Source organism: Amycolatopsis cynarae (assembly GCF_026802195.1).
In the GTDB taxonomy this organism is placed as follows: domain Bacteria; phylum Actinomycetota; class Actinomycetes; order Mycobacteriales; family Pseudonocardiaceae; genus Amycolatopsis_E; species Amycolatopsis_E rhizosphaerae.
In genome coordinates, this window is the sequence record NZ_CP113836.1 from 5,494,965 (window position 1) to 5,508,612 (window position 13,648).

Consider the following 13,648-nt stretch of genomic DNA (forward strand, 5'->3'; position numbering starts at 1 on the left):
CTTGGTCGCCACGATAACCGCCCGGGTTCATATGGTCAATTACGGTCCCTCTGGTCTTTTTTAGACCAGTGAGCTACGGTGACTGACATGGATCAGGTAGAGGCCCCGACCGAGCACATCGCGAAACGGGTGCGTGCGCTGCGGGACGCTCGCGGATGGAATGCTCAACGGCTCGCCGACGAGATGACCAAGGTCGGTGTTGAGTGGAACCGCGGCACCGTCACCAAGTTGGAAAACGGGCGGCGGGCGTCCGTATCCGTGGCTGAGCTACTCGCGCTGGGCTGGGTGTTGGATGTTCCACCCCTGGTTCTGCTGCTGCCCGATGACCCAGATGCCAACTACCCCATTACGCCGAAGGTGTCGGCGCGGACTGAACGGGTGTACCGGTGGATCGTTGGCGTTACGCCGGTACCCGTCGAGACCAGCGAAGACGAGCACCCGGGAAAGTGGGGCACCCGAATCGCGACATACGCCGCCAAACGACCGGGGTACATGGCGCGCTCACCTGAGGAAAACCCCGAGTTGACCAAGCGCGTTGAGGCGCACGAAGAGACGCTCCGACGAGTCCTCGCCCAGCTCGAACAGATCAAGGCCCAGCAGGAGGGCGACGATGGCGAGCGTTGAGGACCGGTGGATGCGCACCGTCCGCGACGAGAACGGACACGTGGTGCTCACTGCGGCCGGCAAGCCGAAGAAGGAGCGCTCCGACCGGTACGGCAAGGGCCTGCGCTGGCTGGTCCGCTGGCGCGAGCCGGACGGCACGCCGCGGAAGATGTCGTTCCGGACGCAGGACCAGGCCGAGGCTCACAAGTCGATCGTTGAGGCCGACAAGCTGCGCGGGACCTACATCGATGTCCGGGCCGGGGAGGAGACCTTCGGGGCCTATGCCACGCGGTGGCTGGCGGACCAGACCACCGACCCACTGACGCGGCAGGAGATCGGCAACCGGCTGCGCCGCTACGTCGAGCCCTACGCGCTGTGGAAGACCCAACTGCGCGCTATCAAGCCGGGCGGGGTCCAGACCTGGTTGCGCCAGGTCGCCGATGTCAGGACCTCGGCCGGTACCCCGCTCGCCGCGTCGACTCGTGGAGTGGTGTTCGCCCACGTGTCCGCGATCCTCAACTCCGCCGTCCAGGACGAGTTGATCGGGAAGAACCCCGCACGCGCATCGAGCGTCAACGCCCCCAGCGCGCAGGGACGGAAGATCGTTCCGTGGTCGCGTGAGTGGGTCTCAGGGATGCATTCCGAGCTGCCCGAGCAGTACCGCGTGTTCGTCCCCCTGGCGGCCGGTCTCGGACTGCGACAAGGTGAACTGTTCGGCCTCTCCCCGGATGACGTGGACTGGCTCCGCGGCTGGGTGAAGGTGCGGCGTCAGGTGAAGATCGTCGGCGCCCGGCTGGTGTTCGCACCCCCGAAGGGCGGTAAGGAACGCGAGGTGCCGCTGCCCGCAACCGTGCGCGATGAACTGGCGGCCTACCTGGCGGCACATCCGGCGAAGGAAGTGACGTTGCCGTGGCGCGAGGCGGACGGCAAGCCCACCACAGTCAAGCTCGCTGTGACGACGCGCGAGTCTGCGGCGTGCAACCGCAACCACTTCAACCAAAACGTGTGGAAACCGGCTCAACAGCGGGTCGGCATGCCGTCCAGCCGGGAGAACGGGATGCACGCGCTACGGCACTACTACGCCTCGGTTCTGCTCGATGCGGGCGAGAACATCAAGGCGGTGTCCGAGTACCTGGGGCACCACTCGGCCACGGTGACGCTCAACTACTACGCGCACTTGTTGCCGACCTCCGAGACCCGTACCCGCGCCGCCATTGACGCGGTGTTGGGAGTCCCAGGTGCCCCGGGTGTGCCCCGGGCCATGGCGGAAGGGGGTGTGACCAGCATGGATGGTCAGAACAGCCGGAACTCGTCGGACTCGGCGCCGCGCAGCGCGTCGTAGTCCAGGGTGACGCAGCGGATGCCGCGATCCTCGGCGAGCGTGCGGGCCTGCGGTTTGATCAGCTGCGCGGCGAACACCCCCTGGACCGGGGACAGCAGCGGGTCGCGGTTGAGCAGCTCCAGATAGCGGGTCAGCTGCTCGACGCCGTCGATCTCGCCGCGCCGCTTGATCTCCACGGCCACCGTGGCCCCGTCGGCGTCCCGGCACAGGATGTCCACCGGGCCGATCGCCGTCGGGTACTCGCGGCGGACGAGCGTGTAGCCCTCCCCGAGGGTGGTGATGTGCTCGGCGAGCAACTTCTGCAGATGCGCCTCGACGCCGTCCTTGACCAGCCCGGGTTCGGCGCCCAGCTCGTGCTTCACCTCGTCGAGCCGCTCTTCGATGCTGATCACCAGCTTCTCGCCGGCCTTGTTCTGCACCGTCCAGATGTCGCCGTCCTCGATCAGCCAGCACGGCGGGCTCATCCAGTTCAGCGGCTTGTAGGCGCGGTCGTCGGAGTGGATGGACACCGAGCCGTCGGCCTTGATGAGCAGCAGCCGGGTGGCCATCGGCAGATGGGCGGTCAACCGGCCGGCGTAGTCGACCTGGCAGCGAGCGATCACGAGACGCACCCGCAGAGGGTAGAAGATGGCGCCACCGCCCGGGCAGCTGCCCGCCGGTTCGGCAGACTGTCGGGGTGGATCCCATACGTCAGCTGAGCTCGCGGCAGGTGTACGGCAACGCGTGGATGACCGTGCGCGAGGACGACATCCGCCGTCCCGACGGCTCCCGCGGCATCTACGGCGTGGTCGACAAACCCGACTACGCGCTGGTGATCCCGGCCGACGGCGACCGCCTGCACCTGGTCGAGCAGTACCGGTACCCGCTGGGCCTGCGCCGCTGGGAGTTCCCGCAGGGCACCGCGCCGGGGCCAGAGTCGCCGGAACCCGCCGAACTCGCCGCGCGCGAGCTCCGGGAGGAGACGGGACTGATCGCGGGCCGCCTCACCGACCTCGGGCAGCTCGACGTCGCGCCCGGCCTGTCCAGTCAGCGCGGACGGGTGTTCCTCGCGACCGAACTGGTGCCGGGCCCGCACGAGCGCGAGCACGAGGAGCAGGACATGCGCACCGGCTGGTTCACCCGAGCCGAGTTCGAAAAACTCGTCACACGCGGCGAAATCACCGACGCCCAGTCGATCGCGGCCTACCTGCTCCTCCTCTTCCACGAACGCTGAGGCGGTCCCGTGAGGGGACCCCTCACAGCGCCCGTTCCCGGCCTCACAGTGGGACTCACCCGCCTCAGTCCCATGAAGGGACCCTTCACGGCCGTCGCACGGCTTCAGGACCAGTGCGGCTTGCGCTTTTCGAGGAAGGCGGCCATCCCCTCCTTGGCGTCCGGGGTCTGCGAGGCGGCGGCCATCACCTCGACGGCGAGGGCGTAGGCGTCGGCCTCCGGGCGGTCGAGCTGGGCGTACAGCGTCTGCTTGCCCAGCGCCTTGCTCGCGCGGCTGCCCCGCGTGGCCCGGCCCAGCAGTTCGGCCACGGCGTCGTCGAGTTCGGCATCCGGCACCACGCGGTTGACCAGCCCCCAGTCCAGCGCGGTGGCGGCGTCGATCGGGTCGCCGGTGAGGGCCAGTTCCATCAGGCGCTTGCGCCCGACCGCCCGCGCCACCGGCACCGCCGGGGTGTGGCAGAACCAGCCGCCCTTCCCGCCGGGAAGCGCGAACCCGGCCGACTCGGCGGCCACCGCGAGGTCGCACGAGGCGACCAGCTGGCAGCCCGCCGCGGTGGCCAGCCCGTGCACCCGGGCGATCACCACCTGGGGCACGGCCTCGATGGTGCGCATCAGCTCGGTGCACAACCGCAGCAGTTCCCGGACGCCGTCGAAGTCCCGCGCGGCCACGTCGCCGAAGTCGTGCCCGGCCGAGAACACCGGCCCGGCACCGGCCAGCACGATGCCCGTCGCATCCGTCTCCCCCGCCTCGCGGAACGCCGCGAGCAGCTCCGCGAGGTGGTCCGCGGACAGGGAGTTGCGCCGCGAAGCCCGGTTCATGGTGATGGTGACCGTGTCACCCTCGCGCTTGAGGAGGATGTGTTCGTACTCGCCCATACCCCGAACCGTAGTTCGCCGGCCCGGTTGCCGGAAGGGCGGCGGCGGCCGCGCTCAGGCCCGGTCCACGACCGCGCGCAGGAACTCCCGGGTGCGCGGGTGGGACGGCGCGGTGAACAGCTCGTCCGGCGGCGCCTGCTCGATCACCCGGCCCTGGTCGAACATCATCACGCGGTCGGAGACGTCCCGGGCGAACTGCATCTCGTGCGTGACGCACAGGAACGTGATGTCGGTGGTGGCGGCGATGTCCTTGAGCAGCTTGAGCACGCCCGCCACCAGTTCCGGGTCCAGTGCCGAGGTCACCTCGTCCAGCAGCAGCACCTCCGGCCGCATCGCCAGCGCCCGCGCGATCGCCACGCGCTGCTGCTGCCCGCCGGAGAGTGTGCTCGGATGCGCGTTCGCCTTGTCGCTCAGGCCGACCATCTCCAGCAGGTCGACCGCGCGAGCCTCGGCCTCGCCCTTGGACAGGCCCAGTGCGCGGATCGGCGCCTCGGTGAGGTTGCGCAGCACGCTCATGTTCGGGAACAGGTTGAACTGCTGGAACACCATGCCGATCCGCTTGCGCTTCTGGCGCAGGTACTTCTCTCCGGCCGGCACCCACTTGCCGTCGTGGCGCACGTGGGTCAGGCATTCGCCGCCGACGTAGATCCGGCCCGCGTCGATCCTCTCCAGGGTCATCAGCAGGCGCAGGATGGTGGTCTTGCCCGAACCGCTGGGCCCGATCAGGGTGACGAACTCCCCCGGCGCGACGGTGAAGTCCAGGTCCCGCAACACGACGTGGTCGCCGTACTTCTTCACGACCGACTCGAAGCGGATCATTTCAGCGGTCACCGACACGGCGCTCCAACCTTCTCACCAGAATCGAAGCCGGGTAGCTGATGGCCAGGAACATCAGTCCGGCCAGGGTGTAGGGCTCGATCACCCGGAACGTCTCGGCCCCCTGCTCCTTCGCGCGGTTGAGCACGTCGAGCACGCCGATGGCCAGCAACAGGGGCGTTTCCTTGAACATCGAGATCATGTAGTTGCCCAGCGCGGGCAGCACCCTGGGCACGGCCTGCGGCAGGATGACCGCGGTCCAGACCCGGCCGCGCGGCAGGCTCAGCGCGGTCGCCGCCTCCCACTGCCCGCGCGGGACGGCGTCGATGCCCGCCCGGTACACCTCCGAGGTGTAGGTGGCGTAGTGGACGCCCAGGGCGAGCACGCCGGTGGCGAACGCCGAGGGCTTGATGTGCAGCGCGGGCCACAGCAGGTAGAAGATCATGAACACCTGGATGAGCAGCGGCGTGCTGCGCACCACCTCGACGAACAGGAACACGGCCTGGCTGAGCACCGGGATCCGCCACCGGCGGATCAGCGCGAGGACCAGGCCCAGCAAGTACGCCAGCACGGAACCCAGCACGGTCAGTTCGAGGGTGACCAGCAGCCCTTCGAGCAGCAGCGGAATCGACGCCCACGCGTTGGCCCAGTCCCATTGCATCAGCCCACCCCCGCGGTGCTGGTGCGGCCGAACACGCCGGTCCGTTCGACCGGTGCCCGGCCAAGGCGCCGCGCCGCCACCCGCTCGAGCCATCGCGTGATCACCGTGATGATCACCGCCAGGATCAGGTAGCAGACCAGTTCCACCCCGTAGATGAACACCAGCCGGTCACCGTAGACGGGCCGCAGCAGTTCCCCCTTCTCCGTGATTTCCCCGGCCGAAATGAAGAAGAGCAGCGCGGTGCTCTTCAGCAACTGGATGAAAAGGTTGTTGAACGGCGGGTACATCTCCACCAGCGCCTGCGGCAGGACGACGCGGACCATGCGCTGGGCGGGCGTCAGCGACAGGGCCGTCGCGCCTTCCCGCTGCGCCCGGGGCACCGACTGGATGGACCCGCGCACGATTTCCGCACCGTAGGCGCCGTGGTTGAGCCCGAGCACGAGCACCCCGGCGAACAACGGGATCAGTTGCAGCCCGACCAGCGCGGGCAGCACGAAATACAGCCAGAACAGCTGCACCACTTCGGAAGTCCCGCGGAAACCCTCCACGTAGACGCGGGAGAGGAACCGCACGGCGATCGACGGGGACAGCATTGCCAGTCCCGCGAGGAACGACAGGACGATGGTGAGCGCTATCCCGCCCACGGTCGCGATGACGGTCGGGCCGACCCCGTCGAGAATCGAAGAAAGGATGTACCGGGTCTCTTCGGACATGATCGGGCCCGCCGATCAGGCGGCGCACAGTTTCGCGGTGGTCAGTCCCGCCGGCGGCAGGTTGGCCTCGCCGAAACCGAACGGTGAGGCCAGCCGCAGCCACTCGCCGTTGGCGTGCAGGACCTGCAACTGCTGGTTGAAAGCGTCCCTCAGCGGGGTGTCGGCCTGCCGGAACACGAAACCGCCCGCGGAGGCGACCGGCTGACCGTTCTGGACCGGCTGGAAACCGGGTGTCACCTCCACCCCGGCCCCGGAATTCTGCTTCACCAGCCATTTCAGGGAAATGTCGGTCAGCGCGGCGCAGTACACCCGGCCCGCGGTCACCGCGCGGAGCAGATTGTCCTGGGTGTCCAGCGTTTCGATATTTCCTTCGGGCACCCCGGCCGCGGTCGCGTAACCCTTTTCCACGGCGGCGGAAAGCACCGCGACCTTCAGGTTCTTCGACGCGACATCGTTGAGGTTCCGCACGCCCTGCGGATTTCCGGACGGCACCAGCAGTGCGGTCAGCGCCGAATAGTCGGGGTCGGAGAACAGCGCGGCCTTGCAGCGGACCGGGGTGATGTTCATCCCGGCCGCCACCACGTCGAACTGCTTGGCGTTCAGGGCCGGGATGAGCTGGTCGAAGGGCACCACGCTGGCCTGCAGGGAAGGAATGCCCAGCGCCGCGAAAACGGCCTTCGCCACCGCGGGCGCCTCCCCCGTGGTGTTACCGGAACTGTCGGTGAACCCGTAGGGCGCCTCGTTCGCGATACCGATCTTGATCGTCTTCGCGTTCTTCGCCGCGCTGAGCGTGTCGCCACTGTTCGTGCTTTGGCAGGCGGTGAGAACGGCGGGCCCGGCGGCCGCAGCCAGGCCCACGACCGCCGAACGCCTGAAGAAATCCCGTCGCGTCCATTCGTTGCCTGCCATGGCAGCACCCCTTTTCGCTCGGATGCCTACCGAACGTAGGTGCTGCCCACAGGCAGGTCAAAAGGTCACCGAGCGGGGACCCATCCCGTTACCGGAAAGATGTCCACGTTCAGTGATGCCGTTCACACAATTCGTCACAAAACCGGGTCAGTCCTGCGGTAATCCGTGTGCCTGGCGGATCACCGTGACGATCTCGTCCATGATCTCGGTCAGCTCGTAGTCCTTCGGCGTGAACACCCGGGCGATCCCTCGATCGATCAGCAGCCGCTCGTCCTCGGCGGGGATGATGCCGCCCACGATGACGGGGATGTCCCCGGCCCCGGCCGCCCGCAGTCCGTCCACCACCTGCGGCACCACCTCCAGGTGCGAGCCGGACAGCACGGACAGCCCGACCACGTGCACGCCCTCCTGCACCGCGGCCGCCACGATCTGGTCCGGGGTCAGCCGGATGCCCTGGTAGATCACCTCGAAACCGACGTCGCGGGCCCGCACGGCGACCTGCTCGGCACCGTTGGAATGCCCGTCGAGCCCCGGCTTGCCGACCAGGATGCGCAGCCGCTCGCCCAGTTCCTCGCCGGTGGCCCGCACCCGGTCCCGCACGCGGACCACCTCGTCGGCGGTGCCGCCCGCGGCCGCGGCGGACACGCCCGTGGGTGCCCGGTACTCGCCGAACACCTCGCGCAGCGCACCGGCCCACTCGCCCGTGGTCACCCCGGCCCGCGCGCAGGCGATGGTGGCCTCGAAGAGGTTCTCCGAGGTCTTCGCGGTTTCCCGCAGGGTGGCGAGAGCCTGTTCGACGGCCTCGCCGTCCCGGTGCGCGCGCCATTCCTCGAGCGCGGCCACGGCCTGCTTCTCCACGGCCGGATCGACCGTCTCGATCGCCTTCGCCCCCTCCGCCTGCAGCGGGCTGGGCTCGGTGGTCTCGAACCGGTTGACACCGACGATGACCCGCTCGCCGGACTCCACCGCGCGGCGGTATTCGGCCAGCGACGAGACCAGTTGCGACTTCATGTAGCCGCTTTCGACGGCGGCCACGGCCCCACCGAGTCCGGCCACGCGCGCGATCTCCTCGCGGGCGCCCTCGACGATCTCGTCGACCTTGGCCTCGACGACGTGCGAACCGGCGAAGATGTCCTCGTACTCGAGCAGATCCGTCTCGAACGCGAGCACCTGCTGCATCCGCAGCGCCCACTGCTGGTCCCACGGGCGGGGCAGGCCCAGTGCCTCGTTCCAGGCCGGCAACTGGATCGCGCGGGCACGCGCGTCACGCGAGAGGGAGACGGCGAGCATCTCCAGCACGATGCGCTGCACGTTGTTCTCCGGCTGGGCTTCGGTCAGCCCCAGCGAGTTGACCTGGACGCCGTAGCGCAGGCGGCGGGCCTTGGCGTCGGTGACGCCGTAGCGCTCGCGCGTGATCTCGTCCCACAGCCTGGTGAACGCGCGCATCTTGCACATCTCTTCGACGAAACGCACCCCGGCGTTGACGAAGAAGGAGATGCGGCCGACGACCTTGCCCATGTCGGCCTCGTCGATCTGCCCGGAGTCGCGTACCGCGTCGAGCACCGCGATCGCGGTGGACAGCGCGTAGGCGACCTCCTGCGTCGGGGTCGCCCCGGCCTCCTGCAGGTGGTAGCTGCAGATGTTGATCGGGTTCCACTTCGGCACGTGGTGCACGGTCCAGGCGATCACGTCGGTGATCAGCCGCAGGCTCGGCGCGGGCGGGAAGATGTAGGTCCCGCGGGAGAGGTATTCCTTGATGATGTCGTTCTGCGTGGTGCCGGCGAGCTTGGCCAGCACCTCGTCGACATCGCGGCCCTCGGCCTTCGCCTGTTCCTCGGCGACCGTCACGTACAGCGCGAGCAGCCACATGGCCGGCGCGTTGATGGTCATCGAGGTGTTCGCCTCGGCGAGCGGGATGCCGTCGAAGAGCTTGCGCATGTCCCCGATGTGGGCGACCGGCACCCCGACCTTGCCGACCTCGCCCTTGGCGAGAGGGTGATCGGCGTCGTACCCGGTCTGCGTGGGCAGGTCGAAGGCGACCGACAGCCCGGTCTGGCCCTTGGCCAGGTTGCGCCGGTAGAGCTCGTTGGAGGCCGCGGCCGACGAATGTCCCGCGTACGTCCGCATCACCCAGGGTCGGTCCCGCTCACGGTCCGTCGGATAGGGCACGGTGCACCTCCATGGTGAAAATGACGCCCCTAGGGTACTTGCTGGTAACTTCCCCTGGCTGTGCAGCGCGTCATACTCGCTCCCCCGCGATCCACCGTAACGTCCGGTGGGTGACCTGGCACCTGTACGGGACCTACCTGATCTTCGTCGTGCTCGTGGTACTCGCCCCCGGGCCGGACACCGCGGTCACCCTCAAGAACGCCCTCTCCGGCGGGACCCGGGGCGGCCTGATGGCCGCGTTCGGCATCACCGTCGGCAACCTGCTCCAGGGCACGGCGGTCGCGCTCGGCCTGGGCGCCCTCATCATCCGTTCCCAGCCGGTGTTCACCACCTTGCGCTGGGCGGGCGTGGCCTACCTGTGCTACCTGGGCTTCCAGGCCCTGCGCGGTGCCTGGCGCGGGGACTACGCCGCGATGGACGCGATCGGTTCACGGGCGAGCGGATTCCGGCGCTGGCGGGAGGGTTTCCTGTCCAACGTCACCAACCCCAAGGTGCTCGCGCTCTACCTCTCGGTGCTGCCGCAGTTCCTCGACCCGCACCACACCGGCCCCGGGCAGGCCCTGCTGCTCGCCTACACGGTCACCGTGCTCGGCGGGTTGTGGCTGCTGGTGCTGATGTCGCTCGCCCACCGCGTCCGTGACTGGCTGTCGCGCCGGAAGGTGCGGCGCTCGCTCGACGGCATCACCGGCACCGCACTGATCGGCTTCGGCGTGGCCCTCGCGGCGGAGAGCTGACCACCCGCCGCGAGAGACGCGCTCAGGAACGCTCGGGGTCGCCCGCCACGCGCTCGATCCGCGCGCCCAGCCGGTTGAGGTTCTCCACGAAGTGCGGATAGCCACGGTCGATGTGGAACACGTCCCAGATCTCGGTGATCCCGTCGGCGCACAGCCCGGCCAGCACCAGGCCCGCACCGGCCCGGATGTCCGAGGCCCACACCGGCGCGCTCGACAGTTTCTCCACCCCGCGCACCACCGCGTGGTGCCCGTCGGTCCGTGCGTCCGCGCCGAGCCGCTGCATCTCCTCGATGAACCGGAAGCGGGCCTCGTAGACGTTTTCGGTGATCATCGAGGTGCCTTCGGAGATCGAGGACAGCGCGACGGCGAACGGCTGCAGGTCGGTGGCGAAACCCGGGTACGGCAGGGTGACGAAGTCGACCGACTTCGGCCGGTCCTCCTGCACGATCCGGAAACCGGTGCCGTCGAACGGGGTCACCTCGGCCCCGGCGAGCCGCAGCTTGTCCAGCACCAGGTCGAGGTGGTGCGGATCCACCCCGCGCACCGTGATGTCGCCCCGGGTCATCGCCGCGGCGAAGGCCCAGGTGGCGCCGACGATGCGGTCACCGATGACGCGGTGTTCGGTCGGGTGCAGCGAGTCCACGCCGTGGACGGTGAGGGTGGAGGTGCCCGCCCCCTCGATGTCGGCGCCCATCTGGACGAGCATCGTGCAGATGTCGACGATCTCGGGTTCCCGCGCCGCGTTGTCGATCACCGTCGTGCCGTTCGCGAGCACCGCGGCCATGAGGATGTTCTCGGTCGCGCCCACACTCGGGAAGTCGAGCCAGATCTGGGCGCCCTGCAGCGTGTCCGCCTTGGCCACCACGCAGCCGTGCTCGATGGTGCTGGTCGCGCCGAGGCTGCGCAGGCCGTTCTGGTGCATGTCCAGCGGCCGGGAGCCGATCGCGTCCCCGCCGGGCAGCGCCACCACGGCGCGCTTCAACCGGCCCACCAGGGGACCGAGCACGCACACCGAGGCGCGCAGCTTGCTCATCGCCGGGGAGTCGGCGCGGTGGGACAGCTCGGCGGGCGTGGTGATGCGGGCCGTGTCCCCGTCGAGGTCCACGGTGCAGCCCACGCTGCGCAGCACATCCGCCATCAGCGGGACGTCCAGGATCTGCGGGCAGTTGGTGATCGTCGTGGTGCCTTCGGCGAGCAGCGCCGCGGCCATCAGCTTCAGGACGCTGTTCTTCGCCCCGACGACCTCGACTTCGCCGGCCAGCCGGGCACCACCATGCACATCGAAGTGCTCGCTCATGGCCGCCATCATGCCTGCCGGGATACCCGTCACCTTCGTGGGGCGGGTGATAGCGGACCGCGGCCCCCCGGGTGGGGAAAATGTGAAACACTGCGCGCTTCCCAACGCCGATCGCCCGCGTGAGAACCCTGGGGGAACATTGAGCGAGACCGTGGCCTCACACTCCGCACCGGTCCTCCCGCCCGTGCACCGCACCGAAATCGACGGCGTACCGGTGTTCTGGAGCGGGCGCCCGTCGGGCAGGCTCAGCGCGACGCTCGTCTTCGGCGTCGGCACGGCCCACGAGGACTTCCTCGGCACGGGGCTCACCCATCTGGTCGAGCACCTCGCGATGTGGCCGGTCCGCACGAACCGCTACCAGAACAACGCGACCACCGAGGTGCTTCACACCGGCTTCGAGGTGACCAGCGCGCCCGAAACCGTCACCGAACACCTGCGGCGCGTGTGCGCGTCCCTGTCACGACTCGACACCCGGCCGCTGGAGGCCGAGCGAGGGGTGCTGCTCGCGGAGGAACGCAGCGGTGACGGGCCGGGCGTGACCGCGTGGCTGCCCGCTTCGATCTGGTACGGCAACCGGGCCTACGGCCTGATCGGCAACATCGGCGTGGCACCGGCACGGGCGGCCGAGGAAGAGGTGCGCCAGTGGTGCGCCCGCTGGTTCCACCGCGGCAACGCCGCGCTCGTGCTGTCCGGTCCGCCCCCCGCGGACCTGCGCCTGCCGCTGCCGGACGGTCCCGCCTCGCGCCCGCCCGCGGTGGCCCCGTTCGGTCTGGCCACCCCCGCGCAGACCGCGATCCCGAACGGGGTGGCCGGCTGCGCGCTCGTGGCCTGGACGCCCGAACTGGCCTGCGCGGTCCGGGTGCTGATCGAGCGGCTCACCGAACGGCTGCGCCATTCGGAAGGGCTCGTCTACGACATCGGATTCGACCACCAACTCGTCGGCCCCCGCCAGGCGGTGATCGGCTTCGGCACCGACGTGCCCGACAAGCAGGCGCGCCGGGTGGTCGACGCGATCCGGGCCGAACTGGACACGCTGGGCGCGCACGGCCCGGCCCCGGAAGAGCTGGGCATGGACCGCCAGAGCCTGCTCGAACAGGTCGCCGAGCCCGGATTCGCCGAATACCGGGCCTTCGACGCGGCCATGGCCCACCTGACCGGATGGCCGTCCGCACAGGCGCACCAGGAGGCCGTGCTGGCGGGACTGCGGCCCGGGGCGGTCGCGGCCGCGGCCCGCGATCTCGCCGCCCGCCTCGTGCTGTGCGGACCGCACGGGCAGCTTCCCCCGGACCTGCCGGAGTTGCCGACCGTCCTCGCCCCGGTGCCCGGGCGCGAACTCAAACGAGCGCTGATCGGCTCCACCGCGCCGCGGGGACTGCGGCTCGTGGTCGGCGAAGCGGGACTCACCACCTTCTACGGGGACAGCCCGGTGCCGGTGGCCGTGGCCCGTTACGACGACGTCGCCGGGGTCGCGGTCGAGGCGACCGACGGGGGCCTGCCGATCCTGCACGTGTTCTCCCTGCGCGGCGGGCAGATCACGGTGCGCCCCGGGGACTGGCGGGGCGGACGTTCGCTGGTGCGGGACCTCCGGTCGCGCTTCGACCCGGCACTGTACTTCGACGCCCCCGACTCCATGCGCCTGTTCGAACAGTCCTGACGCGAAGCACTCTCTAGACTTCCCGTTATGGCCGTAAGGATCAATCGCGTGTACACCAGGGTCGGCGACAACGGCACCACCGCATTGGGCGACGGCTCCCGGGTGCCGAAGACCGATCCGCGGCTGGGGGCCTACGCCGACGTCGACGAGGCGAACTCCGTGATCGGGCTGGCACTGGCGGTCGGCGCGCTCGACGAAGAGATCGGCGCGGTGCTCCGCCGCGTCCAGAACGACCTGTTCGACGTGGGCGCGGACCTGTGCGCCCCGATCGTGCCCGATCCGCCGTACCCGCCCCTGCGCATCACCGAGGACTACATCACGCGGCTCGAGGACTGGTGCGACCGGTTCAACGAGCGGCTCGGCAAGCTGACCTCGTTCATCCTGCCCGGCGGCACCCCCGGCGCCGCGTTCCTGCACCAGGCCCGCACGGTCGCCCGGCGCGCGGAGCGCAGCGCCTGGGCGCTGGTGGAGGCCGACCCCGAGCGGACGAACGCGATCGCGGTGAAGTACCTCAACCGCCTGTCCGACCTGCTGTTCATCCTGGCCCGCCTGGCCAATCCCGGCGGTGACGTCCTCTGGAAGCCCGGCGGCGAATGAACCGCCCCGGAAAGCCGAAACGCCGTGAGGGAACCCCTCACGGCGTTTCTTCGTCTCGTAAAGCC

General features: G+C 69.5%; 14 protein-coding genes. 6 read left to right on the plus strand and 8 right to left on the minus strand.

Annotated elements, in window-relative coordinates; translation table 11 throughout:
* Window positions 1-87 precede the first annotated feature (87 nt).
* Both ORV05_RS26340 and ORV05_RS26345 read left to right on the plus strand, forming a co-directional pair.
* On the plus strand, window positions 88-624 hold the full coding sequence (locus tag ORV05_RS26340; RefSeq protein WP_268754692.1) for a helix-turn-helix transcriptional regulator: 537 nt from the start codon (window positions 88-90) through the stop codon (window positions 622-624).
* On the plus strand, window positions 611-1,945 hold the full coding sequence (locus tag ORV05_RS26345) for a tyrosine-type recombinase/integrase (protein WP_268754693.1): 1,335 nt from the start codon (window positions 611-613) through the stop codon (window positions 1,943-1,945). Before ORV05_RS26340 ends, ORV05_RS26345 begins: the two co-directional genes overlap by 14 nt.
* Here the strand turns inward: ORV05_RS26345 and nucS are convergent.
* On the minus strand, window positions 1,897-2,556 hold the full coding sequence (nucS, locus tag ORV05_RS26350; RefSeq protein ID WP_268754694.1) for an endonuclease NucS: 660 nt from the start codon (window positions 2,554-2,556) through the stop codon (window positions 1,897-1,899). The two genes, ORV05_RS26345 and nucS, sit on opposite strands and share 49 nt — an antisense overlap.
* Window positions 2,557-2,630: 74 nt before the next feature.
* Between nucS and ORV05_RS26355 the strand changes: the two genes are divergently transcribed.
* Entirely contained in the window at window positions 2,631-3,158 is a 528-nt protein-coding gene (locus tag ORV05_RS26355) for an NUDIX domain-containing protein (RefSeq protein WP_268759902.1), read from the plus strand.
* 104 nt (window positions 3,159-3,262) lie between these two features.
* Here the strand turns inward: ORV05_RS26355 and ORV05_RS26360 are convergent, their stop codons facing one another.
* The 6 genes from ORV05_RS26360 to ORV05_RS26385 all read right to left on the minus strand — a co-directional run bounded on the left by ORV05_RS26360 (window position 3,263) and on the right by ORV05_RS26385 (window position 9,259).
* On the minus strand, window positions 3,263-4,033 hold the full coding sequence (locus ORV05_RS26360; protein ID WP_268754695.1) for an enoyl-CoA hydratase-related protein: 771 nt from the start codon (window positions 4,031-4,033) through the stop codon (window positions 3,263-3,265).
* A 54-nt stretch (window positions 4,034-4,087) separates the two neighbouring features.
* Entirely contained in the window at window positions 4,088-4,852 is a 765-nt protein-coding gene (gene ehuA / locus ORV05_RS26365; protein ID WP_268759904.1) for an ectoine/hydroxyectoine ABC transporter ATP-binding protein EhuA, read from the minus strand.
* A gap of 1 nt (window position 4,853) precedes the next feature.
* Window positions 4,854-5,510 (minus strand): ectoine/hydroxyectoine ABC transporter permease subunit EhuD, encoded by a 657-nt coding sequence (ehuD, locus tag ORV05_RS26370; protein ID WP_268754696.1) that lies wholly within the window; start codon window positions 5,508-5,510, stop codon window positions 4,854-4,856.
* Window positions 5,510-6,223, minus strand: coding sequence for an ectoine/hydroxyectoine ABC transporter permease subunit EhuC (gene ehuC, locus ORV05_RS26375; protein WP_268754697.1), 714 nt, complete (start codon window positions 6,221-6,223; stop codon window positions 5,510-5,512). Before ehuC ends, ehuD begins: the two co-directional genes overlap by 1 nt.
* 15 nt (window positions 6,224-6,238) lie before the next feature.
* Window positions 6,239-7,132 (minus strand): ectoine/hydroxyectoine ABC transporter substrate-binding protein EhuB, encoded by an 894-nt coding sequence (gene ehuB, locus ORV05_RS26380; RefSeq protein ID WP_268754698.1) that lies wholly within the window; start codon window positions 7,130-7,132, stop codon window positions 6,239-6,241.
* A 147-nt stretch (window positions 7,133-7,279) separates the two neighbouring features.
* A complete protein-coding gene (locus ORV05_RS26385; protein WP_268759905.1) occupies window positions 7,280-9,259 on the minus strand; it encodes a protein meaA in 1,980 nt (659 codons plus the stop codon).
* A gap of 152 nt (window positions 9,260-9,411) precedes the next feature.
* Here ORV05_RS26385 and ORV05_RS26390 point away from each other — a divergent pair, with 152 nt between their 5' ends.
* Window positions 9,412-10,035 carry a LysE family translocator gene (locus ORV05_RS26390; RefSeq protein ID WP_268754699.1) on the plus strand — a complete coding sequence of 208 codons (624 nt, stop codon included), beginning with the start codon at window positions 9,412-9,414 and terminating at the stop codon, window positions 10,033-10,035.
* Window positions 10,036-10,057: 22 nt separating this feature from the next.
* On the opposite strand, the gene murA is transcribed toward ORV05_RS26390, so the two are convergent.
* Complete coding sequence (gene murA, locus ORV05_RS26395) at window positions 10,058-11,332, minus strand: UDP-N-acetylglucosamine 1-carboxyvinyltransferase (RefSeq protein ID WP_268754700.1); 1,275 nt, start codon at window positions 11,330-11,332, stop codon at window positions 10,058-10,060.
* Window positions 11,333-11,516: 184 nt separating this feature from the next.
* On the opposite strand from murA, the gene ORV05_RS26400 reads away from it, so the two are divergent.
* Together ORV05_RS26400 and ORV05_RS26405 are read left to right on the plus strand one after the other, a co-directional pair.
* Window positions 11,517-12,986, plus strand: a complete 1,470-nt coding sequence (locus tag ORV05_RS26400) for an insulinase family protein (RefSeq protein ID WP_268754701.1) — start codon at window positions 11,517-11,519, stop codon at window positions 12,984-12,986.
* Between the two features lie 27 nt (window positions 12,987-13,013).
* The gene (locus ORV05_RS26405; RefSeq protein ID WP_268754702.1) at window positions 13,014-13,583 is read left to right on the plus strand and encodes a cob(I)yrinic acid a,c-diamide adenosyltransferase; all 570 of its coding nucleotides are present in this window, start codon (window positions 13,014-13,016) and stop codon (window positions 13,581-13,583) included.
* The last annotated feature ends 65 nt before the right edge of the window (window positions 13,584-13,648 follow it).

Coding starts and splice junctions, on each gene's coding strand:
- ORV05_RS26360 (WP_268754695.1), bottom strand. CDS start 4,033: ATGGGCGAGTACGAACACATCCTCCTCAAGCGCGAGGGTGACACGGTC.
- ehuA (WP_268759904.1), bottom strand. CDS start 4,852: ATGATCCGCTTCGAGTCGGTCGTGAAGAAGTACGGCGACCACGTCGTG.
- ORV05_RS26385 (WP_268759905.1), bottom strand. CDS start 9,259: ATGCGGACGTACGCGGGACATTCGTCGGCCGCGGCCTCCAACGAGCTC.
- ORV05_RS26405 (WP_268754702.1), top strand. CDS start 13,014: ATGGCCGTAAGGATCAATCGCGTGTACACCAGGGTCGGCGACAACGGC.
- murA (WP_268754700.1), bottom strand. CDS start 11,332: ATGAGCGAGCACTTCGATGTGCATGGTGGTGCCCGGCTGGCCGGCGAA.
- ORV05_RS26340 (WP_268754692.1), top strand. CDS start 88: ATGGATCAGGTAGAGGCCCCGACCGAGCACATCGCGAAACGGGTGCGT.
- ehuB (WP_268754698.1), bottom strand. CDS start 7,132: ATGGCAGGCAACGAATGGACGCGACGGGATTTCTTCAGGCGTTCGGCG.
- ORV05_RS26345 (WP_268754693.1), top strand. CDS start 611: ATGGCGAGCGTTGAGGACCGGTGGATGCGCACCGTCCGCGACGAGAAC.
- ehuD (WP_268754696.1), bottom strand. CDS start 5,510: ATGCAATGGGACTGGGCCAACGCGTGGGCGTCGATTCCGCTGCTGCTC.
- ehuC (WP_268754697.1), bottom strand. CDS start 6,223: ATGTCCGAAGAGACCCGGTACATCCTTTCTTCGATTCTCGACGGGGTC.